The organism is Cytobacillus depressus (genome assembly GCF_008923245.1).
Taxonomy (GTDB): domain Bacteria; phylum Bacillota; class Bacilli; order Bacillales; family Cytobacillaceae; genus Cytobacillus; species Cytobacillus depressus.
Genome location: NZ_WBOS01000026.1, coordinates 1 through 22966, shown reverse-complemented (window position 1 = coordinate 22966; position 22966 = coordinate 1). Strand labels below are relative to the sequence as shown.

At 36.4% G+C, this 22966-nt stretch carries 20 protein-coding genes and 1 pseudogene; 13 read left to right on the top strand and 8 right to left on the bottom strand.

From position 1 onward, the window contains the following. Positions 1-33: 33 nt before the first annotated feature. The 3 genes from F7731_RS24720 (at position 34) to F7731_RS24710 (ending at position 4649) form a co-directional block, all read left to right on the top strand. Positions 34-1599, top strand: coding sequence for a glutathione ABC transporter substrate-binding protein (locus F7731_RS24720; protein WP_151537449.1), 1566 nt, complete (start codon positions 34-36; stop codon positions 1597-1599). A gap of 75 nt (positions 1600-1674) precedes the next feature. Further along, entirely contained in the window at positions 1675-2898 is a 1224-nt protein-coding gene (locus F7731_RS24715) for an amidohydrolase (protein WP_151537448.1), read from the top strand. Between the two features lie 185 nt (positions 2899-3083). Further along, positions 3084-4649: a glutathione ABC transporter substrate-binding protein gene (locus F7731_RS24710; RefSeq protein WP_151537447.1), complete on the top strand. Its 1566-nt coding sequence runs from the start codon at positions 3084-3086 to the stop codon at positions 4647-4649. Positions 4650-4769: 120 nt separating this feature from the next. Here F7731_RS24710 and F7731_RS24705 read toward each other — a convergent pair whose 3' ends face one another. From F7731_RS24705 to F7731_RS24675, 7 genes are all read right to left on the bottom strand, one after another. Next, a complete protein-coding gene (locus tag F7731_RS24705) occupies positions 4770-6083 on the bottom strand; it encodes a sodium:solute symporter family transporter (RefSeq protein ID WP_151537446.1) in 1314 nt (437 codons plus the stop codon). Then, entirely contained in the window at positions 6080-6772 is a 693-nt protein-coding gene (locus F7731_RS24700; RefSeq protein WP_151537445.1) for a response regulator transcription factor, read from the bottom strand. The genes F7731_RS24705 and F7731_RS24700 overlap by 4 nt, the downstream gene beginning before the upstream one ends. 18 nt (positions 6773-6790) lie before the next feature. Beyond that, on the bottom strand, positions 6791-7540 hold the full coding sequence (locus F7731_RS24695) for a sensor histidine kinase (protein ID WP_151537444.1): 750 nt from the start codon (positions 7538-7540) through the stop codon (positions 6791-6793). A gap of 102 nt (positions 7541-7642) precedes the next feature. Further along, a complete protein-coding gene (locus F7731_RS24690; protein ID WP_151537443.1) occupies positions 7643-8635 on the bottom strand; it encodes an ABC transporter ATP-binding protein in 993 nt (330 codons plus the stop codon). Beyond that, entirely contained in the window at positions 8635-9654 is a 1020-nt protein-coding gene (locus F7731_RS24685) for an ABC transporter ATP-binding protein (RefSeq protein ID WP_151537442.1), read from the bottom strand. Before F7731_RS24685 ends, F7731_RS24690 begins: the two co-directional genes overlap by 1 nt. Before the next feature lie 16 nt (positions 9655-9670). Further along, the gene (nikB, locus tag F7731_RS24680; RefSeq protein ID WP_151537441.1) at positions 9671-10591 is read right to left on the bottom strand and encodes a nickel ABC transporter permease; all 921 of its coding nucleotides are present in this window, start codon (positions 10589-10591) and stop codon (positions 9671-9673) included. 15 nt (positions 10592-10606) lie between these two features. Continuing rightward, on the bottom strand, positions 10607-11461 hold the full coding sequence (locus F7731_RS24675; protein ID WP_246197443.1) for an ABC transporter permease: 855 nt from the start codon (positions 11459-11461) through the stop codon (positions 10607-10609). Between the two features lie 338 nt (positions 11462-11799). Here F7731_RS24675 and F7731_RS24670 point away from each other — a divergent pair, with 338 nt between their 5' ends. From F7731_RS24670 to F7731_RS24645, 6 genes are all read left to right on the top strand, one after another. Further along, a complete protein-coding gene (locus F7731_RS24670; protein ID WP_151537439.1) occupies positions 11800-13377 on the top strand; it encodes a glutathione ABC transporter substrate-binding protein in 1578 nt (525 codons plus the stop codon). 73 nt (positions 13378-13450) lie between these two features. Beyond that, complete coding sequence (locus F7731_RS24665; protein ID WP_151537438.1) at positions 13451-14689, top strand: amidohydrolase family protein; 1239 nt, start codon at positions 13451-13453, stop codon at positions 14687-14689. Between the two features lie 15 nt (positions 14690-14704). Next, positions 14705-15925: an amidohydrolase gene (locus F7731_RS24660; RefSeq protein WP_151537437.1), complete on the top strand. Its 1221-nt coding sequence runs from the start codon at positions 14705-14707 to the stop codon at positions 15923-15925. Positions 15926-16563: 638 nt separating this feature from the next. Next, positions 16564-17178 carry a TetR/AcrR family transcriptional regulator gene (locus F7731_RS24655; protein WP_151537436.1) on the top strand — a complete coding sequence of 205 codons (615 nt, stop codon included), beginning with the start codon at positions 16564-16566 and terminating at the stop codon, positions 17176-17178. A 125-nt stretch (positions 17179-17303) separates the two neighbouring features. Then, positions 17304-18563, top strand: a complete 1260-nt coding sequence (locus F7731_RS24650) for a GNAT family N-acetyltransferase (RefSeq protein WP_151537435.1) — start codon at positions 17304-17306, stop codon at positions 18561-18563. A 79-nt stretch (positions 18564-18642) separates the two neighbouring features. Beyond that, on the top strand, positions 18643-19524 hold the full coding sequence (locus F7731_RS24645) for a GNAT family N-acetyltransferase (RefSeq protein WP_151537434.1): 882 nt from the start codon (positions 18643-18645) through the stop codon (positions 19522-19524). Between the two features lie 656 nt (positions 19525-20180). On the opposite strand, the gene F7731_RS24640 is transcribed toward F7731_RS24645, so the two are convergent. Continuing rightward, entirely contained in the window at positions 20181-20351 is a 171-nt protein-coding gene (locus F7731_RS24640) for a serine protease (RefSeq protein ID WP_151537433.1), read from the bottom strand. Between the two features lie 358 nt (positions 20352-20709). Between F7731_RS24640 and F7731_RS26675 the strand changes: the two genes are divergently transcribed. The 4 genes and pseudogenes from F7731_RS26675 to F7731_RS24625 all read left to right on the top strand — a co-directional run bounded on the left by F7731_RS26675 (position 20710) and on the right by F7731_RS24625 (position 22816). Beyond that, positions 20710-20862, top strand: a complete 153-nt coding sequence (locus F7731_RS26675) for a hypothetical protein (protein WP_170289800.1) — start codon at positions 20710-20712, stop codon at positions 20860-20862. A gap of 427 nt (positions 20863-21289) precedes the next feature. Then, entirely contained in the window at positions 21290-21703 is a 414-nt protein-coding gene (locus F7731_RS24635) for a hypothetical protein (RefSeq protein WP_151537432.1), read from the top strand. Between the two features lie 159 nt (positions 21704-21862). After that, positions 21863-22048: pseudogene (locus tag F7731_RS26995) on the top strand (DUF6366 family protein); the annotation flags it as partial. Between the two features lie 570 nt (positions 22049-22618). After that, positions 22619-22816: a hypothetical protein gene (locus F7731_RS24625; RefSeq protein ID WP_246197438.1), complete on the top strand. Its 198-nt coding sequence runs from the start codon at positions 22619-22621 to the stop codon at positions 22814-22816. Positions 22817-22966 lie beyond the last annotated feature (150 nt).

Genomic DNA, 22966 nt, shown 5'->3' with positions numbered 1-22966 from the left:
GTAACTTAATAAATATTCAGGGGGTCAAGGACCATGAGTGGTAAATGGAGGTTTGGAAGATTTTTTCTAGTATTACTGATGGCAATAATTATTACCGGATGTTCTACTAAAAAGGAAGTCAGCACAAAGGAAAATTACGGTGAAAGTGCATCAAAGGATGGGGGGACTTTAATCATTGCCCGATTATCAGATGCTGAGAACCTCGATCATCAATTTATGTCAACAATCAATGCGGCAAGTGTCACCCATAGCAAAATTTATGAAGGTCTTGTAGGTAGGGATAAAAATGCCGAAATTAACCCTTTGCTTGCAGAAGAATGGAAACAGCTTGATGATGTGACATGGGAATTTAAACTTAGAAAAGATGTAAAATTCCATGATGGTACTCCTTTTAACGCCGATGCTGTAAAGGCGACATTTGATCGTCTGTTGGACCCGAATGTTGGTTCACCAAGAGCAGTTGTTTTTAAAATGGTTCAAGAAGTGAAGGTTGTTGATGAATATACTGTTCAATTTATTTTGTCGGAGCCTTTCTCACCATTACTTTCCATTCTTTCCAGCCACGAAGGCGGAATAATTAGTCCAAAAGCGATTGAGAAGTTTGGGGAAAAAATTATTAATGAACCGAATGGAACAGGTCCATTAGTTTTTGAATCCTGGACACCTGGTCAAGAAATTGTTTTTACTAAGAATAATGAATATTGGGGAAATAAGGCAAAGGTTGATAAAGTCCTATTCAAGGTAGTACCGGAAGAAACGACAAGAATTTCTATGCTAGAGACAGGTGAAGCACATATTGCTGAACCGCTGTCAGTACCTATGATGTCTACGGTTGAAGCTTCTTCAGCTGCTGAAGTTTATCGCAGTGAAGGATTTGGAACAGAGTATATAGGCTTTAATGTTCAAAAAGAACCTTTTAATGATGCAAGAGTTCGTAAAGCAATCGCTTATGCTGTTGAAATGGATTCAATTATTAAAGGTGTATACAATAATGTAGGTAAAAAAGCGAATTCATTATTAGGATCAAAGGTTTTTGGCTTCAATGCAGATATGAAAGCCTATGAATATAATCTAAATGAAGCAAAGAGATTACTGGCTGAAGCAGGTTATCCTGATGGCTTCGAAACTACTATAAAAACGATGGACAGTAAAGAAAGAATTAATATGGCTGAGGTACTTCAATCACAGTTAAAAGGAATCGGTGTTAAAGTTAATATTCAGGTTCTAGAGTATGGTACGTTTATCGAGCAAGCAAACAAAGGGGACTCTGAAATGTTTATTCTCAGCTGGAGAAACGCAACCGGAGATGCAGATTATAACCAATACAATCTTTTCCATACGAATTCTCATGGAGCAGCTGGAAATACCTTCTTCTATAGTAATGAAGAAGTAGACCATTTAATTGAGGATGCCCGTAAAGAAAAAGACCAAAATAAGCGCATCGAACTATATGCGAAGTCACAGGAACTGGAAATGGAAGATGCTGTATATATTCCAGTACGAGTGATTGAAAACCTAGCAGCTGTGACAAAAAATGTAGAAGGCTTTTCAATTAGCCCGTCAGGTTATTTAGAAATCAATGATGTTTCTATTAAATAATAAAAAATAAGAGGGATATCTATTTTTTGATACGCCCTTTTATCATGTTATTAGTATAAGAAAGGGTGTTTTAAAATGTTTGAAAATTTTTGGCTGAAAAATGTTCGTTTAGAAACGGGTTATATAAAGGAAAATGAAAGAGTTACCGGAACAAAGACAGAGCTATTTCATTTATTTATTGAAGATGGTAAAATTACGAAAATTGTAAAAGAAGCAGAGCCTATAGCAAATGAACTGCCTGTAAAAGATGCAAAAGGATTGCTGCTGCTTCCATCTTTTAAAGAAAAGCATGTTCATTTAGATAAGACATATATGAGTGAGGATTGGCGTGCTTGCATCCCGGCTTCTGGCGTGATTGAACGATGTGAAATTGAAAAAAATATTCTAGCATCCATTCCATCCAGCACACAGAAACGTGCAGAAGCTTTGCTTGAAATATTATTGTCATACGGTTCTACCCATGTTAGAACCCATGTGGATATTTATCCAGAAGTGGGATTGCAAAATTTACTATGTGTCAGCGATGCATTAGAAACATATTCGAATCGAATGAGCTCTGAAATTGTTGCTTTTGCCCAGCATGGCTTGCTCCGCCCAGGAACTGTACCATTAGTTAGGGAAGCTTTGAGAAACGGCGCAGGGATTGTGGGAGCGGTCGATCCTGCAACAGTCGATAATAACATTGAAGCATCATTGGTCCAATTAATGGATTTAGCTGTTGAAGGGAATGCGGATATCGATTTACATTTGCACGACCCAGGTCATTTGGGAACTTTCACAATGAAACGTCTTGCTTATTTAACAAAGCAAGCGGGCTGGGAAGGAAGAGTAGCTGTTAGCCATGCATTTGGACTAGGAGATGTCTCGAAGGATGAAGCCATTGAAATGGCAGGCGTATTAAAAGATGCAGGAATTTCAATTGTTACAAGTCTGCCGATTGGACGAAACATTCCCCCTGTAAATCTTTTAACTGAATGTGGAGTTGAAGTAGCTGTAGGTAATGATAATATCTATGATTCCTGGTGGCCGACAGGAAATGGTGATGTTCTTGAAAGGGCAGGACGTCTCCTTGAGCGTTACAGATGGACAGACGAGCTATCACTCTCCCAAACTCTTAAATATATTACTGGGGGATTAACTGCTTTAGACAAAGATGGTAACCAAGTTTGGCCTAAACCAGGAGTAGCTGCAAATATGGTTCTAGTAGATGCTAGCTGCTCTGCAGAAGTTATTGCAAGGAGATCTAAACGCAAAGCAGTTTTATTTAAAGGAAATTTAGTTTCCGGATCAATAGATTAATTTAAAAATTGATAAATGGGTTATCCAACAGGATAGCTCTTATTATCATATTTCGTTCTACTATATTTCCAAAAAAAAGTAGTAAAGAAAACGAAAAATGTAGTAATGATATTCGAGAAAAATAATCCGAATATTTTTTATAATGAAATATGCAGGAAAATTCAATTGCTAATAGGGGGAAAGTAATGAAAAGGAAATTACATATTAGGAAACTGTTCCTAGTAATGTTGATGGCAATTATTATTACAGGCTGTTCTACCAACAGGAATGTCAGTAAAAGCGGAGAAAATAAGGAAACAACATCCAAGGAAAGCGGTACACTAGTTATTGTTCGTTTGTCGGATGCTGAAAACTTAGATCACCATTTTATGAATACCATCAATGCTGCGAGTGTTACTCATGGAAAAGTTTATGAAGGGCTTGTTGGCCGTGATAAGAATGCTAATATCCAACCATTGTTGGCAGAATCATGGAACCAGGTGGATGATAAAACCTGGGAATTTAAACTTAGGGATGACGTAAAATTCCATGATGGAACACCATTTAATGCAAGCGCTGTCAAAACAAATTTTGACAGGCTTTTAGATCCAAATGTAAAAGCACCTAGGGCCGGTGTATTTAAAATGGTTAACGAAGTAAAGGTTATCAATGACTACACGGTTCAATTTATCTTAAATGAGCCGTTTGCACCGTTACTCTCCATTCTAGCTAGTCATGAAGGAGGTATTATCAGCCCTATAACGATTGAGAAATTTGGAAAGAACATAATTAATGAACCAAATGGAACGGGACCTTTTGCATTTAAATCATGGACCCCAGGTCAAGAGATTGTATTAGTTAAAAATAATCAATATTTTGGTGAAAAGGCAAAAGTAGATGAAGTTATTTTTAAGATTGTGCCAGAGGAAACAACCAGAATTTCTATGATTGAGACAGGTGAAGCCCATATTGCGGAACCGCTTTCTGTAACCATGAAGGAGACTGTAGATGCATCAACAAGGATGGAAGTCTACCGCAGTGAAGGTTTTGGCACAGAATATATCGGCTTTAATGTAGAGAAAAAACCATTTAATGATGTTCGTTTTCGTAAAGCCATTTCACATGCAGTCGAAATGGATGCCATAATCAAAGGTGTATTTAATAATATAGGAAAAAAAGCGAATTCTTTATTAGGCTCTCAAGTATATGGATTTCATGACGGATTGGAAGCTTATGAATATAATCTTAATGAAGCAAAGAAATTACTGGCGGAAGCAGGCTATCCAAATGGTTTTGAAACCACACTGCTAACAATGGATGCCAAGGAAAGAATCAATCTAGCTGAAGTACTTCAATCACAATTAAAGGGGATTGGAGTTGACGTGAAGATACAAGTAATGGAGAATGGAGCTTTTGTAGAGCAAAGAAATAGGGGCGACTCGCAAATGTTTATCAGCAGCTGGAGAAATGCAACAGGTGATGCTGATTATAATCAATATAATCTTTTCCACTCCGCCTCAAAGGGATCAGCAGGAAATACCTTCTTTTACGGTAATGAAGAGGTTGATCGTTTGATAGAAGCAGCACGAAAAGAAAGTAATCAAGAAAAACGCAAGCAGATTTATGCGCAAGTACAAGAGTTGGAAATGAAGGATGCTGTATATATTCCAGTACGTGTCATTGAAAATTTAGCTGCTATTTCAAAAAATGTTGATGGTTTTAGAATCAGTGCAGCTGGATATTTAGAAATTAATAATGTAAGCATTAAATAGTAAAAAAAACAAAAGAGGCTGGTACTAAGGTCATTAAATGACCACTTAGAACCAGCCTCATATTGTATTCTTTAATCATAGGTAAGTTAAATACATTACTAGATAGAAAAATAATAGATATTATAATACCTGTATATTTTTTTTGGTTATTGATTTATATATAAAGACAATTAAACAAAGAAAAGCTGAAATAGCAAAGCTTAGCCAAATTGCGTTAAAGTCTTCCTTTACCGTCAGAAAAACATAGCCTCCGATTGCCCCAATGAATGACGAAAAAGGGACTATGAAAGGAAGAACACTTTTGCTAAATATGATATACAGCATCGGACTAATCATTGCAGCATATATATTTCCGAAGAAAAATAATAATGTGAGCGGGCTGGGCGTAAGAATACTGACGATTACAAGTAAACAAATACATATTGCCCCTGAAAAAACATAGGTATATTTCCATTTCTCATCGTTTGTTAGCTTACAAAACATTTCCATTACATTTTTCACAAAAATGCTTGTTGTAGCGTGTAATTCTGCACTAAGTGCCGAAGCGATTGAACTAAAGCAAAAGACAACAAATAGGACGATCAGTACTGTTGATTGAATTTTGTTCACTAGTTCAAAGAAGAGTGAATAAATATTTTCAAAGCTTCTGCCAAAGATCGTTATCATTAATAAGGAAGATAAAGCCAGTGGGATGGTTGCCCAAATTAATCCGGTTAAGGTAAAGGTTATTCGAACCTTTTCTTTTTGGAGTATAAATATTCTTTGCCATGAGGCACGGTCAATCAAAATTTGTCCAAAAAAGACAAAGATTGCTGTGAAAATAAACCAAATGGCATCCGTATTTTTTATATACAACAAATAGGGGTGGTATAGCCTAATGCCATCATAAACAGGGTAAACACCTTCTTGAATAAAAAAGTAGACTGGGATAATGATGACAGCAGCAAAAATAAGGGTGACATTAATACCTGCCACCTGGTGAAGGCGCTGCATGCCTCCGACTCCTCCGATAAAAAAGCAAAATGTTAAAAATAACAATATCCCTATAAATTTAGGAATCGGAAAAATGATGTGAATGAGCATTCCTGCTCCCATTGCTTGGACAAATAAAGAATAAAAGCTTGTCAGGAAAAGAACAATTATCATAAGCCAATATCCGCTTGGTGTTAATTTTTGTCTTAAAACATCTCCGATGGTATGCTGACCAGGATAATTTTTACGGATTTTTTTTGCCAAAAATCCAAACAAAATAAGGGTTAAGGCTCCCACTAGCGAGTACCCAATTCCGCCAATCAGTCCGTATTTGACCAAGGTTTCCGGTGAGGAAAGAATTGTATTTCCTGTCACCCAGCGAGCCAGTAAACTAACAACTCCAAAGCTTACTCCAAGTTTAATGGTACCGCTAATATATAACTGATAATCATTTTTTTTCAATGGAATGTCTCCCTTAAGCGATAATCCCTGGGTGATTGTCCTGTCATTTTTCGGAAAATTTGGCTGAAGTAATGCTGGCTGTTAAAACCGCATCTTTCCGAAATCGTACTAATACTTAAATCAGGAAACTCTATGAGCATTTTTTGAGCTTCCTTTAAGCGAAAATCATTTAAATACTCGGAAAAGCCCATCCCAACTTCCTCTTGAAATTTCCGGCTTAAATAGGCAGGGTTAATATGGATTTTGGAAGCTAAATAATTTAACGTTAATTTTTCACTATATTCTTGGTGGATAATTTTTAACGCATTCACAATTTGCTCCGAGTATCGCCCTATTCGTTCATACCTATTTAATAATGCCATCAATTCATCTTCAATGATTGGTTTGGTTATGTAATCAACTACCCCAAGTCTTATCGAAGTTTGAGCATATTCAAAATTTTGATAAGCAGTAACCATGATAATGTCGATTGTATAAGATTGTGATAGTTCTTTTGCTAACTCTAATCCTGTTTTCCCAGGAATCTGGATATCAAGAAAAGCAAGAAAGATGTCATGCTGCTTAACGATTTGGAGTGCTATAGACGCATCTTGAGCTTTAAAAATCTTCCAGTTTGGAAATTTTTTTAGTATTAAGTACTCGAGTTGCTCTAATTCTAGCGGTTCATCATCTACTAGCAGGATATTCATTAGAAATGTCCACCTTCCTTAAATTTCGGGATTCAGCATAAATGGAAAAATAGCTAAAACGCTGGTCCCATTGTCCGAGTTGATTAATTGTACAGATGTTTTACCATTAGGGAATAATAGCTCCAGCCTTTTTGTAATGTTTTCTAAACCGAGTCCTCTTTCCTGAGACAGTTCCTCACGGCCTTCAATCGCATTGTTCCACACTGTTATATGGATTTCCTTCTCCTTTTTTTCGACAGTTGTTTTTAAAAAGGCTTCACCAATATATTTTTCAAATGAATGTTTAAAAGCATTTTCGACAAAGGTTTGAATAATAAAAGGGATGGTAATCGCTTGGTTTGCATTTGAATCAATTGATAATTCATAATGAAGCCTGTCACGGAAACGGATTTTTTGTATTTCTAAATAATAATTGACATAGGTTATTTCCTCATCAATGGTAATAAATGTATTATTAGTTTGATACTTGAATTTAAGCAGCTTTGAAAGAGTTTCAATCGAGCGGATTAATTCCGCTTTTCGATCCAGCCTTGCTAAACTTAATATTGAATTTAATGTATTAAAAAAGAAATGAGGCTGAATTTCTTGATTTAATTGATTGTAAAGTGCAGTTTGCAGTTCTCTTTCTAAAGCAATTTCCCGAGTTTGTTTTTCCAGCAGGTCAATTCGCTTTTCAAAAATAAATAAAAAAAGTAATGTAAAAGCTCCAAGTAATGGTGCAAGTGCAGCAATCATGATATTTAGGGAGAAAGCTTCAACTGTTAGCATATCTGAGATTCTCCTTTTAGATGAAGAAAAAAGGGAGGTTGATGCTGCTCCCTTTTTTAATATAATATATTATATTATTTTCATATTTTTAGTAAATAATTTTTATTGAAAATTTTCAGCGTAATGACAGCTGACTAAATGATTCGTATCTAATTCTCTTAAAGCTGGTTCCTCTATTTTACATTTCTCTGTAGCAAATGGACAGCGGGTATGGAATCGGCAGCCACTTGGCGGATTAATAGGGGAGGGGACATCTCCTTTTAATATGATGCGCTCCCGTTTTAAATCCGGATTTGGTACAGGAATTGATGATAGCAATGCCCGTGTATATGGGTGAAGCGGAGTATCAAATAAATCTTTTTTATCTGCAATCTCAACGACTTTCCCTAAATACATAACCATGACCCGATTGGAAATATGTCTTACTACACTCAAATCGTGAGAGATAAATAAAAAGGTAAGTCCAAACTGATTTTGCAGTTTCTTTAATAGATTCAGGATTTGTGCCTGGATGGATACATCCAAGGCCGAAACCGCTTCATCGCAAATAATTAATTTTGGATTAACCGCAAGGGCTCTGGCAATTCCAATCCGTTGACGCTGGCCGCCGCTGAATTCATGAGGGTAGCGGTCAAGAGCTTCTGGCGGCAGACCGACATAGCCTAGTAATTCAAGCATTCGATCCATTCTTTTTGGCTTTCTCACTACATCTTGGATGGCCATGGCTTCATTTAGAATTTGCTTTACTGTTTGCCGCGGGTTAAGTGAAGCGAATGGATCCTGAAAAATTACCTGTAAATCTCCTCTAAGCTTTCTCATTTCTTTTTTATTGAAACCTAAGATGTCTTTCCCTGAATAATAAACCTTCCCTTCTGTAGGTTCATCAAGTCTTAGAATCGCGCGTCCTGTAGTGGATTTTCCGCAACCTGATTCACCTACGATACTTAAGGTCTCACCTTCATATAGATGGAAGGAAATGTCGTCTACTGCTTTTACATAAGCTTTTGGCTTAAAAATGGAGTCTGTTTTTACAGGGAAATATTGCTTTAAATGGTCTACTTGTAATAAAACCTTCTTATCTGCTGTAGCCTGCATTATTTTACAGCCTCCTCTTTTACAACTTTATCTGCCCATTTATCTGTATACATCCAGCAACGAACCTTTACACCATCATTCTGCTCAATAAGCTCTGGCTGCTGTTGATGACAAATCGGTTGCTGATATGGGCATCTTGAAGCAAATCGGCAGCCAGCAGGCATATTGTATGGACTTGGAACACTGCCTTCAATCGTTTGTAATTCTTCCTTATCCTCATGAATCTTTGGAAGTGAATCTAGCAAACCTTGTGTATAAGGATGTCTTGGATTGGCAAAAATCTTCTTTGTTGATGCATGTTCAATAATATTACCTGCATACATCACCGCTACCGTATCACAAGTTTCAGCAACAACACCTAAGTCATGAGTAATCATAATTACGCCCATACCTAATTTGTTTTGCAAGTCTTTTATCAATTCAAGTATTTGTGCTTGGATGGTAACATCCAATGCTGTTGTTGGTTCGTCAGCGATTAATACCTCTGGGGTACAAGCAAGTGCCATCGCAATCATGACACGCTGACGCATTCCGCCGCTTAATTGGAAAGGCTCTTGTTTTGCTCTTTTTTCGGGAGAAGGGATACCGACAAGCATAAGCATTTCGACTGCCTTTTCCCACGCTGCTTTACGTCCCATTTTTTGATGCAATCTCAACGCTTCTGCAATTTGTTCTCCAACCGGAATAACGGGATTCAATGATGTCATCGGTTCTTGGAAAATCATTGAGATTTCATTTCCACGAATTTTTCTCATTTCATCCTCGGACATCGCCACTAAATCTTTACCTTTAAAAAGGACCTGTCCGCCCGCAATTTTACCAGGAGGGGAGGGGATTAAACGCAGAATGGAAAGGGATGTCATACTTTTACCACAACCGGATTCACCAACAATTCCTAAGGTTTCCCCTTTATACAAACTAAAATCGATGCCATCAACGGCCTTACTCACTCCGCGCTTTGTATAGAAATGTGTTTTTAAGCCTTTTACCTCTAAAATCGGTTTGTTTTTCTCAGTCATACTCATTCACCACCTGTTAATTTAATTCAATCCGTTTATTAAAGAATCGATATAGTACATCGACAAGCAAATTCACGACTACGAAAACGAGAGAGGCAACTAATACTCCGCCTTGAACCATTGGTAAATCCCGCATTCGAATGGAGTCAACAATCATTCTTCCTAGTCCATTAATAGCAAAGATGGATTCAACTAGAACCGTCCCGCCAAGTAAAGCTCCGAACTGTAATCCAACCACTGTAATAACTGGAATTAATGCATTACGCAATCCATGCTTATAAATAATAACTCGTTCACGCAATCCTTTAGCACGTGCTGTTCGGATATAATCCTGACGAATAACTTCCAGCATACTTGATCTCGTCATACGGGCTACAATAGCCGCTCCGCCCGCACCTAATGTTAGAGCTGGAAGGATAGTATGAAGGATGCTATCCCAGCCGGCAACAGGAAGGATTTGCAGTTTTACAGAGAAGAAATACATCAACATTAAACCAAACCAAAAGCTTGGTAATGAAATCCCTAATAAAGCAACAATCATAACCGCTGTGTCGGTAAGGGAATAAGGTTTAATGGCAGAAATGATACCGGCTGCCATCCCTAAAACGATGGTAATAATGATACTAAAAAACGCAAGTTCCATTGTGATTGGTAATCTTACTAATACTTCGTCAAGGACTGGCTGGCTATTTTTAAGAGAAACTCCGAAATCTCCGCGAAAAACGTTCATCAAGTAATCAAAATATTGTACGAATAGTGGTCTATTTAAACCTAATTGCTCCCTAATGGCTGCAATCGTTTCTTTTGAAGCTCCTTCACCGGCAAGCAATACAGCAGGATCCCCCGGAACAAGCTGCATTATAAAGAACACAACAAACGTTACCCCGATCACTACCGGAATGGTTTGCATTAAACGGCGTAATATAAACATTAACATGTTGGTCAACCTCCTCTATTTCTTCATTCTAGGATCAAATGCATCACGTAATCCATCACCAAAAATATTAAAACCTAAAACTAGTATAGAAATTGCCAACCCTGGAAAAATAGCGATATATGGTGCAGAGAATAAGAAATCCCTGCCGCTGCTTAACATCGTTCCCCATTCTGGAGAAGGGGGCTGGGCACCAAGACCAAGAAAGGATAGACCAGCGGCTGAGAGAATGACGGTTGCAAGTCTTAATGTTCCTTGTACTATAATCGGTGAAAGTATATTCGGTAAGATATGTTTAAAAATAATCGTTAAATCATTCGCTCCTAGTGACCGGATGGCGTCAATGTACTCAAGGCGCTTTACCTCTAAGGTTGAGCCGCGAACAATTCGGGCAAATAACGGAATCGAGTATGCACCTACAGCGATCGTTACATTTATTAAACCTGGTCCAAGTGCACTAATGATTGCCAAAGCTAGTAATATTCCTGGAAATGCAAGCAGGATATCCATGATTCTCATAATGGTAGAATCAATCCATTTTCCATAATAGCCTGCAATCAGTCCAAAAATAATACCAAAAAATGCACCAAAGATTACCGCGGTGATTCCAATACCCATTGAAAGTCTGGAACCATATAGTATCCGGCTTAAAATATCTCTTCCTTTATCATCTGTTCCCATCCAGTGATCTGCCGATGGAGGTAATAATTTATTTTCTAATTTAATTTCATAAGGATCATAAGGAGCAAGTAAGGGTGCGAAGAGTGCAACAAAAATATAGAAAAGAATGATGATGGCACCGACCATTGCTGCTTTATTCATCATTAAAATAGATAAAAAATCTTTAAGTTTAGAATCTTGCGGATGATTCATTGTCTGTTTGACCACAACTGGTTGTTCTGTTTTTGCTTCAAGTGTCATGTAAAACCCTCCTTATTTTTTTATTTAGCTGAAAGCTGAAATTTCTAGCTGTAATATTCCTCCTTTAAAAATCGATTATTTTTTTGTGGATTATGTACAAAATTATCAAAAATTATATGAAAGTAAATATTTTTCAAATTGTTTGTCAAAATAGTTAAAATTTCAGTATATATTCTGTAAATATTCCAGAGAATCATCTTCTATAATGCAGGTAAGGATTTCGAAGGAATCGTGAAAATCATCCTTCCGAATTCAGAATTTTATATATAATAAACGAAGGAGAGGCAAAAATGGAGAGAAAGAGACGATCCATCAAAAATGGCATTCTATTATTATTAATAGGTTTAATGCTAATGGTTGCTCAAGCATGTTCGACAAAATCAAATTCTTCTAATGAAGAAGCAAGCAAAAAAGGAGGTACGAAACAAGGTGGTACATTAACCGTAGTTCGACTATCTGACGCAACCAAATTAGATCCGCATTTTATTACAGATATACCATCAGCAAATATTATTTATCAAAAAGTTTATCAGGGATTAGTTGTACCGGATAAGGATTTTAAGATTCAGCCGCTATTAGCAAAAGAGTGGAATGTAGTGAATGATACAACCTGGGAATTTAAATTAAGAGATGACGTAACTTTCCATGACGGAACACCATTTAACGCTGAAGCAGTTAAAGTAACATTTGATCGTTTATTGGATCCAAATACCGGATCACCGCAGCGTGAAAAGTTTGCAATGATTACGGAAGTAAAAGTAGTAGATGATCACACAGTCCAATTATTACTTTCCTACCCTTATGCACCACTTTTATCAATTTTGGCAAGTCAGGAAGGAAGTATTATCAGTCCAAAAGCCTTAACTGAAAATCCTGGGAAATTAACTGAGCACCCTGTTGGCACTGGTCCATTTGTATTTGAAGAATGGAAGAGCGGTCAAGAAATATCATTAAAGAAAAATGAAAACTATTGGGGTAAGAAGCCTAATATTGATCGTGTCGTATTTAAGGTAGTACCTGAGGATACAACACGCCTTGCAATGATTGAAACAGGGGAAGCACATATTAATGACCAAGTCCCTGTTACTGAACTTGAGCGAATTGAAGCGTCCGATACTATGGGTCTATATCGTACAGAGGGACTAGCTGTTGAATATGTTGGTTTTAACACAAAGAAAAAACCGTTTGATGATGTAAAAGTACGTAGAGCAATCAGCCACGCGATTGAAAGAGAAGCAATTATTAAAGGTGTGTACAATAATGTCGGAACTCTTGCAAATGTAGCAATGAGTCCTAAGGTGTATGGACATAGTGATAAGGTAAAACCATATGACTATGATTTAAATGAAGCGAAGAAGTTATTGAAGGAAGTGGGCTATGAAAGCGGTCTTGAGCTTACATTGTTAACAAATGACCGTAAAGAACGGATTAACATGGCTGAAGTTATTCAATCTCAGTTAAAAGGTATTGGCGTGAATGTAAAAATTCAAGTAATGGAATATGGAGCTTATATTGAAATGATAAATAAAGGTGAGCATGATTTATTTATCGGCGGTTGGGGTAATGCGACAGGTGATGGAGACTACAATCAGTATAATTTATTCCATACTGCATCCCAGGGTCCTGCAGGAAATCATTTCTATTATAGTAACCCAGATGTAGATCAAAAGATTGAAGCTGCACGTAAAGAAACAAATGAAGCAAAACGTTTAAATCTTTATGAAGAAGTCATGCAAATGGAGATTGACGATGCTGTATATATTCCAATTCGCAACTACGAGCATATGGCAGCCCATAGTAAAAACGTTAGTGGTTTTTGGCTGAATGCAGCTAACTATCTTATGATTGACGATGTAGTAATTAAGTAAAGATAACAAATCTGGAAAAGTACTTTTGCCAAAAAGTACTTTTCCTAATTTTAAAAAATAGGGAGGAATTTGAATGACAACTTTTTGGTTGACGAATGTTCGTTTGGAAATAGGTTTCAGATTCGAAAACGAACGAATTGCCGGTACCGAAACAGAAATATGCCACTTAAAAATTGAAGATGGAAAAATTGCTGAAATAACACATGTTTTTCCGATTACAGAAGAGAAACAGGTTGATGCCAGTAATCAGCTTCTTCTTCCGTCTTTACGAGATATGCATATTCATATCGATAAAACCTATTACGGGGGTCCATGGAAGGCATGTACTCCACTTACAAAAGGTATATTTACTAGATTAGAAGAGGAAAAGGAATTGCTTCCGAAGCTGCTGCCAACGGCCCAAGAGCGTGCAGAAAAAATGATTGAATTGTATTTGAAAAATGGTCACACCCATATTCGCACCCATTGTAATGTCGATCCAGTGATAGGTCTAAAAAATCTAGAGGCAACGGTGAACGCCTTGAAAAAATACGAGGATGTTCTTACATATGAAATCGTTGCCTTTCCACAGCATGGCTTGTTAAAAAGTGACTCTGTCCAGCTAATTCGTGATGCGATGAAAAATGGGGCAACATTAGTTGGCGGTGTTGACCCAGCAACAGTGGATCGTAACATCGAAAAATCTTTATGCACGATCTTTGAAATTGCCGCTGAAAATAATAAAGGTGTCGATATTCATTTACATGATCCCAATACTTTAGGAGCATTTACTTTTGAAAGAATGGCACATTATACGAAAGAAGCTGGCCTTAAAGGTAAAGCAACCATCAGCCATGGGATTGCATTAGGTGATATACAAGGGGAAGCACTCACTGAAATGGCGGCTATTCTAAAAGAACAGGAGATTGATGTCAGCACTACCGTTCCGGTTAATCGTGCCACCATTCCAATTCCTACTCTTGATAAGTTAGGTATTAATGTTTCCGTTGGACATGACAGCATTACGGATCACTGGTCGCCTTTTGGTACAGGAAATACGATTCAAAAGCTGGGGACCCTTGCAGAAAGATTCCGATTGTCTGATGAATATTCCTTATCTACTACTTTAAAATATGGTACAGGCGGTGTAACACCGCTTAATGAAAACGGGGAGCGTGTCTGGCCGAAGGTGGGCGATGATGCAACCATGATGCTCGTAAACGCATCCTGTTCAGCTGAAGCAGTAGCAAGAAGAGCTTCAGTGGAATCATTATTTTTCAAAGGCAAAAAAGTTGAAAGTAAGTTAACAGAATCAAATCCGGTGCAAGTATAAAGGAGGAATGAAAGAATGACCACTCCATATTGGATAACAAATGTAAGATTAGAAACTGGATATATACAGGATGAAAAAGGAGTATATGAAACAAAATCAGAGCTTTTTCATTTGAAAATCGAGGATGGTAAAATTATAGAGAAGCAGAGTAGTAGCTTTGCCATTTCACTAGGTGAAAAAGCAATTGATGGAAAAGGTTTTTTAGCATTACCAACATTTAAAGAAATGCACAACCATTTAGATAAAACCTATCTTTCTCTTGATTGGAAGGCGCCAATCCCGGCAAAAAATTTGGAAGAACGGTTGCGTTTAGAAGCGATGGAGCTTGAGGAATTAGCGCCAACAGCTAAACAGCGAGCAAGCAGTATGATTGAATTGCTTCTTTCTCACGGATCCACACATATCCGTACGCATGTGAATATCGATCCTTATATAGGGTTGAAAAACCTAGAGGGAGTAAAAGCGGCTCTAGAGGATTACTCTGATAAGCTGACTTATGAGATCGTAGCTTTCCCACAGCATGGTTTATTAAGAGAAAATGTGATTTCACTGATGAAAGAAGCAATGAGATCGGGAGCAAACCTTGTCGGCGGACTGGACCCAGCAGGAATTGACCGCAACATCGAAAAATCACTCTATGAAGTAATGAATCTTGCTACTGAATTTGATGCAGATATTGATATCCATTTACATGATAACGGACATGTTGGCTATTATACGGTTGATAAATTTGCGGAAATGGTGGAAGAGGCAAAATGGCATAATCGGGCTGCTGTTAGCCACGCCTTTAGCCTAGGAGAAGTGCCGGTGCCGCAGCAGGAAGAAATTGCTGATAAATTAAGCGGGCTGGGTATGTCAATCATGTCTACCATCCCGATTACAAGAACCCTTCCGCCAATTGATTTGCTAGATCGCAAGGGAGTAAATGTCTACTTAGGATGCGACGGATTCTATGATTCCTGGGGACCATATGGAACAGGGGATGTATTAGAAAAGGTAACACGTTACGGTGAACTTTATAGGAAAAGCGATGAGCGCTCTTTAGCACAGTCATTAAAATGGGCTACAGGTGGTCCGACACCTTTAACGAAGGATGGAGAAGTTTCTTGGCCGCTCCAAGGAGACGAAGCAAGCCTTGTTCTTGTCAATGCATTATGTTCAGCAGAAGCAGTAGCAAGGACGCCAAAGCGCGAGGCGGTTATTTTTAAAGGAAAAGTAGTATCTGGACAGCTTTAAAAGCTTATTTTTCAAACAGTAGCCCCGTTGTTTTTAGATAACGGGGCTACTGTTTAGTTATAAAACTCTAACCGAAGTTTTTATTATTTTTCTTTTCATTTACGAGGTTACTTTAAAAAGATTACCCAGAAGAAGCACGAAAGAGGAAAATCTTTGAACAAGAACTTAATGACATCAATGCTCAACACGGGAGTTAAATGCAGATGAATTCCCGTAATCCCTTTACCCCTATGATACAACAGTTCTTTGTGAGGCGATTCGAAGTGAAGGCATTAACCGTCAATTACTGAAATTGGCGGCTCAAACTGAAGATTATCATGTGGAGATTTCAAGAGTAAGCTTGATGATGGAATTCATGATAAATGCAGCCTTTAACGGTATCGGTGGTGTCACCTATCCGAATGTGAGGGTGAAAAATTCTCCTGCTTTGAAATATTGCTAAATTAACATTTAATTAATTTTGAATTTTTAAATTTTTCACTTGAAATAAACCGACCAGTTGGTTTAATATAACAACAATAACTAAGAAATGTTCTTTAACTGTAAATGAACTTGATAACAGTCTCTTATCATTAAAAATAAAAATTTACACCTTTTCATTAGTAACTAAATAGTTTTTATCGTATGGAGGGATCCAAGTGCCACCCATTGTATCGGATGAATATAAGCAAAAAAGGAAGCAGCAAATTCTGGATAGTGCTTTAATTTGTTTTGCTAGAAAAGGATTTCAAGCTGCCACCATTGATGAAATTGTGAAGCATTCAGGAATTAGTAAAGGAGCCATTTATAATTATTTCAAAAGCAAAGATGAAATTTACTTGGCATTAATGACTGAGCAAACCGAAACGAATAATGCTCGTATATTAAATGAAATTGGGGAATTCCAAACGGCTTCAGAAAAGTTAAATTATGTTTTCGAACTATATAAAGGAATGGATCCTTATGAAAAGGATAGAAAAAAAATAATTGTCGTCCATTACGAATTTACACTTCATTCGTCAAGGGATGAAGAAATTAACAAAATTCTTAAAGTAAGAGGCAGTAAATTCTTTCTCAAATTAATCATGGACATTATCAAAGAGGGGCAAAGTTCAGGGGAATTCCGGGCAGATATTGATCTACTGGTTGTTGCAAATATGTTTTGGACTGTCATTGATGGTGCAATGATTCATACAATTGTCAACGATGAGTTCCCCTATGAAAAAGTAATCGAAAACTATCAAAGGATGATTATGTCTTTTTTAGAGAAGTAACAATTAGTTTAAAATCCTTTTCAATTATGATTTGGATTTTACTCGTTTTACAAATAAACCAACTAGTCGGTTTATAGAAAAAAGCTATCTAAAAAGAGGAAATTAAACTTTTAAGGTGGGATGATATGGAGAGTACCATTAGAAAATTAGAAAAAGAAGAATTTCCACGCTTCGTTGAGATTGTCGTAAATGCCTATCCAGCAACAATACAGAATACAGTTGATTTCAAGAAAAAATATAAAGATAGATTAGTATCCATTCAAGATAATGATGAATCAGTCGATTTTTGGGGGTTATTTCGTCATCATGAATTACTTGGGGGCATGCGAATTCATCATTTCAAAATGAACGTTAGCGGAAATGTAATCGATGCTGGTGGTGTTGGTCTTGTTGCAGTTGATTTGCTTCATAAGAAAGAAAAGGTCGCAAAAGAATTAATAGAATCTTTCATTTCATATTTTAAAGAAAAAGGAACATCGATCGTGATGCTGTATCCATTTCGACCTGATTTTTATAAGAAAATGGGTTTTGGTTACGGGACGAGGATGAATCATTATGAGATAGAACCAGCAAGCTTTCCGAAAGCTTTGTCGAAAGAAGGGTTACTATATCTTACCCCAGCTCATAAATGTAAGATATTAGGTTGTGCCAATCGTTATGCAAAAGCAAATCATGGCATGATTTTAAAAACAGAGCAAGAAATTGATGCTGTCTTTAACAATCAAGAAAATAAAATCATCGGTGTAATGGATGACGATTTAAGGGGCTATCTTGTCTTTTCATTTAAAAATATCAATCAGGATAATTTCTTGATGAATAATCTTATTGTTAAAGAGTTTGTTTATGAAACACCCAAAGCGTTGGAACAATTATGCGGATTCCTGCAAAGCCAAGCAGACCAGGTGAATAGAATCATTATGAACACTCAAGATGCTGATTTAGAGTATTTGCTTAGCGATCCAAGAAATGGCAGCAATCATTTAATTCCAAGTGTGTATCACGAAACAAAGACGTCTGGTATTGGTTTAATGTACAAAATTATTGATGTGAAGAAATTTCTTACACAGCTACAGATAGATAATCATCATACACCACCGTGTCGCGTTGCTCTAACTATCTATGATTCTTTTCATTCTGACGATCCGGAAAAATGGCTGCTTATTTTTGAAAATGGCCGTTTAGCAGTAGATGAAAATATGCCAAACCTTGCTAATGTCGAGATGGAGATCGATAATTCTGATTTCTCCTCTCTCGTAATGGGAGCAGTTGAAGCAAGGAAACTATATCAATATGGAAAATTAAAATTGAATAAACAGGATTATGTTGATACCATCAACCGGCTTTTCGCTCAACCGAAAAAACCAATTTGTACGACAGCATTTTAGAAAAAAGCAGGCAATGGATTGAAGGCATCATATGAAATATGAAGGCATGAGCTACACTTTTCAAATAGGAGGAACGTGTATGATTGAGATTAAAAGATTAGTTGATTGTACGCTTCAAGAGGGAGTCGATGCTTGGAATATAGGGTTTAAAGGATATTATTTTGATGCGACAACCACACCTGAAACATTTATTAATCGGCTAGTCCATGAGGGACTGTCTCCCTGTTTATCGATTGTTGCTTTTCAGGATAATCAACCAGTGGGTATTGTAAAGAATGGCGTTCGTGAATTCAAGGGGAAGAGGATTGCCTGGAATGGTGGAACAGGGGTTGCTAAAGCTTTAAGAGGTAAGGGGATTGGCAAGCTATTAATGGAAGAGACTTTATCGATTCTTAAGAATGAGAAGGTTGATATCGCAACACTTGAAGCAATAAGTGATAATCATCAAGCCATTCAACTATATAAAAAAATGGGCTATGAAATCATCGATGATCTAGAATATTTAAGTTTAGATGGCCAGATAGAGAAGAATGCACCCACCCATACTGAGCATAAATACAAATTGGAAAATGCAGCCCCACAGGAAGTTGCAGAACTTTCCTTCTATAAGGGGATGTATCCGTGGCAAACACAATGGCAAAATGCAAAGGGTGGAGAGGCGATCATCCTGAAAAATTCAAGTGATGCCGCCATAGGCTATGCTTATTTTCGAAGGGTGTTTAATGAAGAGAATAAACATGTAACGACTGTACTGTATCAATGTGAGGCAGAGGATAAAAATGAAAGTGCAGACAAGATAATAAAATTATTACTCCATGTGGTTTTTTCGAGATATTCAAATAATATTCATTATGTGGTTCCCAACCTGCCAATCAGAAAAAGTTCAATAACCTATGAGAGTTTAAAGGAAGCAGGCTTTAAACGAAAGACTAGCCAAGTGTATATGATAAAACAAATGTAGTTTGAACATATCCTACTAAGGAAATTAGAGTAAATCCTTTTTTAAAATCTGATTTTCCTGAAGAGTATTAACATAGTGACCTTTCAGAAAGAGAATACGTCCTTTCGGTAAACGGGTGCATGAGTTGAATAAGCATCAAGCTGCATCAGCAGCTTTTTTTATGGATGTTTTGTTACATTGGGGAATTTCAAATCTGTTCTTATTAAGCTAAAGGGCGCTTTTCTGAAATAAGGAAAGCGTCTTTCTTCATGAAAAGGGCTAGATTGTGGAGTAAGGCTTATTGAGCTAACCTTGGAGTCTTGACGGTCCCCGTGGACCAGGAAATCCCAGTTGGAATGTTGTTGATTTTGCCACGTCGCATTTTGGCAGGTATTCAGGCTTGTGATTCCTAGATAAGCAATGGCGTAAATCATCATAAAAACCACAATTTGAACAAAATCCCATTAAACACCACCTCCTAATTTAAGTACTATATCCATCCTATTAACTACTAGATAAGTTGCCTGTGTTTATAGCTTAAACAATGGTTTTGTTTTTCTTATCAGTGATTAGATTAAAAAAAGCCCTTATATTTACTAGAATTTAAGGGCTTTCTAATACAATATTCTTTTTTGTTCAACTAAAGTTTTCCATGTCAGTTTTATAATCACTGATTACTAATAATATAAAACATTTACTTTATTACATTTGATACATTTTTCATAATATTGATTTCCTTTACAAAAATGATGATTACAACTTTGCTGAATCTCTTTTAAACGTTTCTCCAAAAAAGCAAGGTGAGTTTTGAATTTATTAATTTCCTCTTCAATTTTTTCGACCTTCATCCTAATAACCTCCTAAGAAAGTTACTGATAATAGTTGGCTCAACTGCAACCTTCTGTTGTTCATTGATTCCGTTTTGATAATAGGGATTGTAATGATACGGATTGTAATTATACATGGGCACTGTCCTTCCTTTTTTTATCACAATACTAATTTACGTTAAATATTGGTAATTTGTTCTGCATGGAATTGCTCAATTTTCGGTAGGAGGAGGATTCGAAGGAACCCCTCGGTGAGAAGTCGTGAGAGAAACACTGAGGGAGAGACCAAAATGAAAGTCGAGGTCTTAAAGGAGTTGATGCACCCAAAACCAAGTTTTATATAGATAGAAGAAAAGAATCAGTAGCTGAGGAGGTAAATATGGAGGATTCTATTTATAAAGAAAATTTTATAAAACGTTTAATCAATAAAGAATTAGATACAAAAGAGTCAAAGAATTTGGAGGATGAATTTATTAAATCCATTGAAAAACTTGGTTTCCGATATAAACGTAGTGACGATCCGAATTTCTGACGTAGAACCCAATATTTCCACGTGGTATAAAGGTAAAAGTGTAGATGCTACTGCTTGTATTGGTTTTTGGAAAGAAGGAATTAACGAAATAAAACCTTTTTTAGAAAACTATATAAATCATATTGAAAAATAATATATTTTTCTTAGCATAGTTTACTAACGGATGCTTTAGTGAAAGTGGGAAAGTGATTTTATGATTGATATTATATTCTAGTTATTCCATTAAAGGGCGCTTTTCTGTAAAAAGGAACAGCGCTTCTTTTCATTATAGGGCCATTTAATGGAATAAGACTTTAAACAAAACTGGATATCTATGTGAGATTGTGAAGAAATGTACTTAAACTAAAGGGCAGGTTAGTTAAAGAAGGAATTAGTCTAAATAGTAAAGAAATATAGTACCAAATCCTTGATGAAATGAGGTGCCTTTATGGATTTAAATATGTATAGGAATCTTCCTGATTATTTATCGGCTAATGAAATAAAATCTCATTTCAACGAAGTTTTAGGTTTTGTTGAATTGAATTATGCTGCCAGTCCGTTAGCCATTTCGGAAGCCTTTTATGAATTAGCAGAACGGCAATGGAATACGTTTGAGTATTTAGAAAAGAGTTTGAAAAATCGTGTTGATAATTGGGTGGTTTGCAATTGGAAAATAGACAATCACTTACTCACTGATAACTTATTGTCATTAATAGCTTTATTAGGACTAGAAAAGAGTTTTCTTACAGCAAAAGCCTTTTTAGCAAACACAAATTTAACTACCGAAGTACGAAAAGAAATTGAAAATACCATTAAGGAATTAGAAGGGAATGTGAGTGACCCTTATTCAGGAATGAAGTAAAATCTTATTAAGCTAAAGGGGGCAAGAGTTAAACAAGGTGTTGCAGCGGCAGCATCTTTTTTCTTGTTGTGCTAACGGGTCAGAATAGTTCAACAAGGTTAATGGTTATTTGTGGTAAAATATATAAAGAATGATTGTGTATTTTTAGGGGGTGTTTAAGTGCAAAGAAACAAAGAAACTCCTGAACAAAAAAGAGAGAGATTGAGACAAGAAGAATTAAAAAGAAATCCGACAGGTAGTATGAACGATGCTTTTAATAGAGCAAACAGTGGCGGTCTTGCGGATTTAATAGGCAGTTTAAGTTGGAAAGGTACTGGAATACTTATTCTCGTATTAATTATTGGTGGTGCTTATTTATTATTAAGATTTAATCCACCATTGGAGATTGGTACTATTGCATCTACTGAAGATAAAAAGTCAGTTGTTGTTGGTATTGGTAATAATGGTTTTCGAGAAGTAAAAATATTAGATGTTTCGGTAAATAATAATGAAACACCTTTAGAAACGAAATTACAAGTTAGTAATTCATCACAAGGTTTTATTCTAACGGATAATTATAAAAGTGAAGATGCGAAAAAACATGGTTTTACTAACATAGTTGAGGTAGCTATAAAAGCAGGAACTTTATCAGATGATGAAACTAATTCAAAAGATGATGAAATTTATGGGGTTAGTGTCATTCATAATAAAGAAATAAATAATATTCATATAGAATATAGTTATTTTGGAATGACATTTAATGACACTGTGTATTTTAACAATTATTGATACATAAGGGGTTTTAAAAAGACTTAGCATTTTCTAGTAACGGGTGCGATTGTTCAGCAGGAACAGTCACTTCTTGTGATAACGGAACAGAATACTTCAATAATGATTTAGTTTCTTATGATAAGGTAGTAATAAGGAGTGAATATTTTGTATTTATTAACATCAATCCGATTTAATGGGGGAGATATTTTATTTCAGCTAATAATGTTTACTATGTTATTAGCTGTACCTTTGGCAATCATAGTATTATTGCTACTTGTTCTTAGAAATAGAAATAATAGATTAAAGCGAGTAGAAGAAAAATTAGATAAACTGCTATCGGATAAAGATAATAAAAAAATATAGGATAATATTGTGCTAATGGGGTGCTATTCTCAAGAAGGAGAATAGCTTTTTCTTATTGAAGGCGTGCCCAGCAAGCCGTTAATTGCTAGTTGGTGAAAGTCCAACCTGAGTAAGTGCCAAGACGCTCAGTAACTGACAGGCAACTGGTGG

Bases quoted from the DNA above. Each gene is read 5' to 3' on its own strand.
- F7731_RS24670 (WP_151537439.1), top strand. From the start codon at position 11,800: ATGGAGAGAAAGAGACGATCCATCAAAAATGGCATTCTATTATTATTA.
- F7731_RS24720 (WP_151537449.1), top strand. From the start codon at position 34: ATGAGTGGTAAATGGAGGTTTGGAAGATTTTTTCTAGTATTACTGATG.
- F7731_RS24685 (WP_151537442.1), bottom strand. From the start codon at position 9,654: ATGACTGAGAAAAACAAACCGATTTTAGAGGTAAAAGGCTTAAAAACA.
- F7731_RS24665 (WP_151537438.1), top strand. From the start codon at position 13,451: ATGACAACTTTTTGGTTGACGAATGTTCGTTTGGAAATAGGTTTCAGA.
- F7731_RS24715 (WP_151537448.1), top strand. From the start codon at position 1,675: ATGTTTGAAAATTTTTGGCTGAAAAATGTTCGTTTAGAAACGGGTTAT.
- nikB (WP_151537441.1), bottom strand. From the start codon at position 10,591: ATGTTAATGTTTATATTACGCCGTTTAATGCAAACCATTCCGGTAGTG.
- F7731_RS24690 (WP_151537443.1), bottom strand. From the start codon at position 8,635: ATGCAGGCTACAGCAGATAAGAAGGTTTTATTACAAGTAGACCATTTA.
- F7731_RS26675 (WP_170289800.1), top strand. From the start codon at position 20,710: ATGGAGGATTCTATTTATAAAGAAAATTTTATAAAACGTTTAATCAAT.
- F7731_RS24695 (WP_151537444.1), bottom strand. From the start codon at position 7,540: ATGCTAACAGTTGAAGCTTTCTCCCTAAATATCATGATTGCTGCACTT.
- F7731_RS24675 (WP_246197443.1), bottom strand. From the start codon at position 11,461: ATGAATCATCCGCAAGATTCTAAACTTAAAGATTTTTTATCTATTTTA.
- F7731_RS24660 (WP_151537437.1), top strand. From the start codon at position 14,705: ATGACCACTCCATATTGGATAACAAATGTAAGATTAGAAACTGGATAT.
- F7731_RS24645 (WP_151537434.1), top strand. From the start codon at position 18,643: ATGATTGAGATTAAAAGATTAGTTGATTGTACGCTTCAAGAGGGAGTC.
- F7731_RS24640 (WP_151537433.1), bottom strand. From the start codon at position 20,351: ATGAAGGTCGAAAAAATTGAAGAGGAAATTAATAAATTCAAAACTCAC.
- F7731_RS24635 (WP_151537432.1), top strand. From the start codon at position 21,290: ATGGATTTAAATATGTATAGGAATCTTCCTGATTATTTATCGGCTAAT.
- F7731_RS24700 (WP_151537445.1), bottom strand. From the start codon at position 6,772: ATGAATATCCTGCTAGTAGATGATGAACCGCTAGAATTAGAGCAACTC.
- F7731_RS24710 (WP_151537447.1), top strand. From the start codon at position 3,084: ATGAAAAGGAAATTACATATTAGGAAACTGTTCCTAGTAATGTTGATG.
- F7731_RS24650 (WP_151537435.1), top strand. From the start codon at position 17,304: ATGGAGAGTACCATTAGAAAATTAGAAAAAGAAGAATTTCCACGCTTC.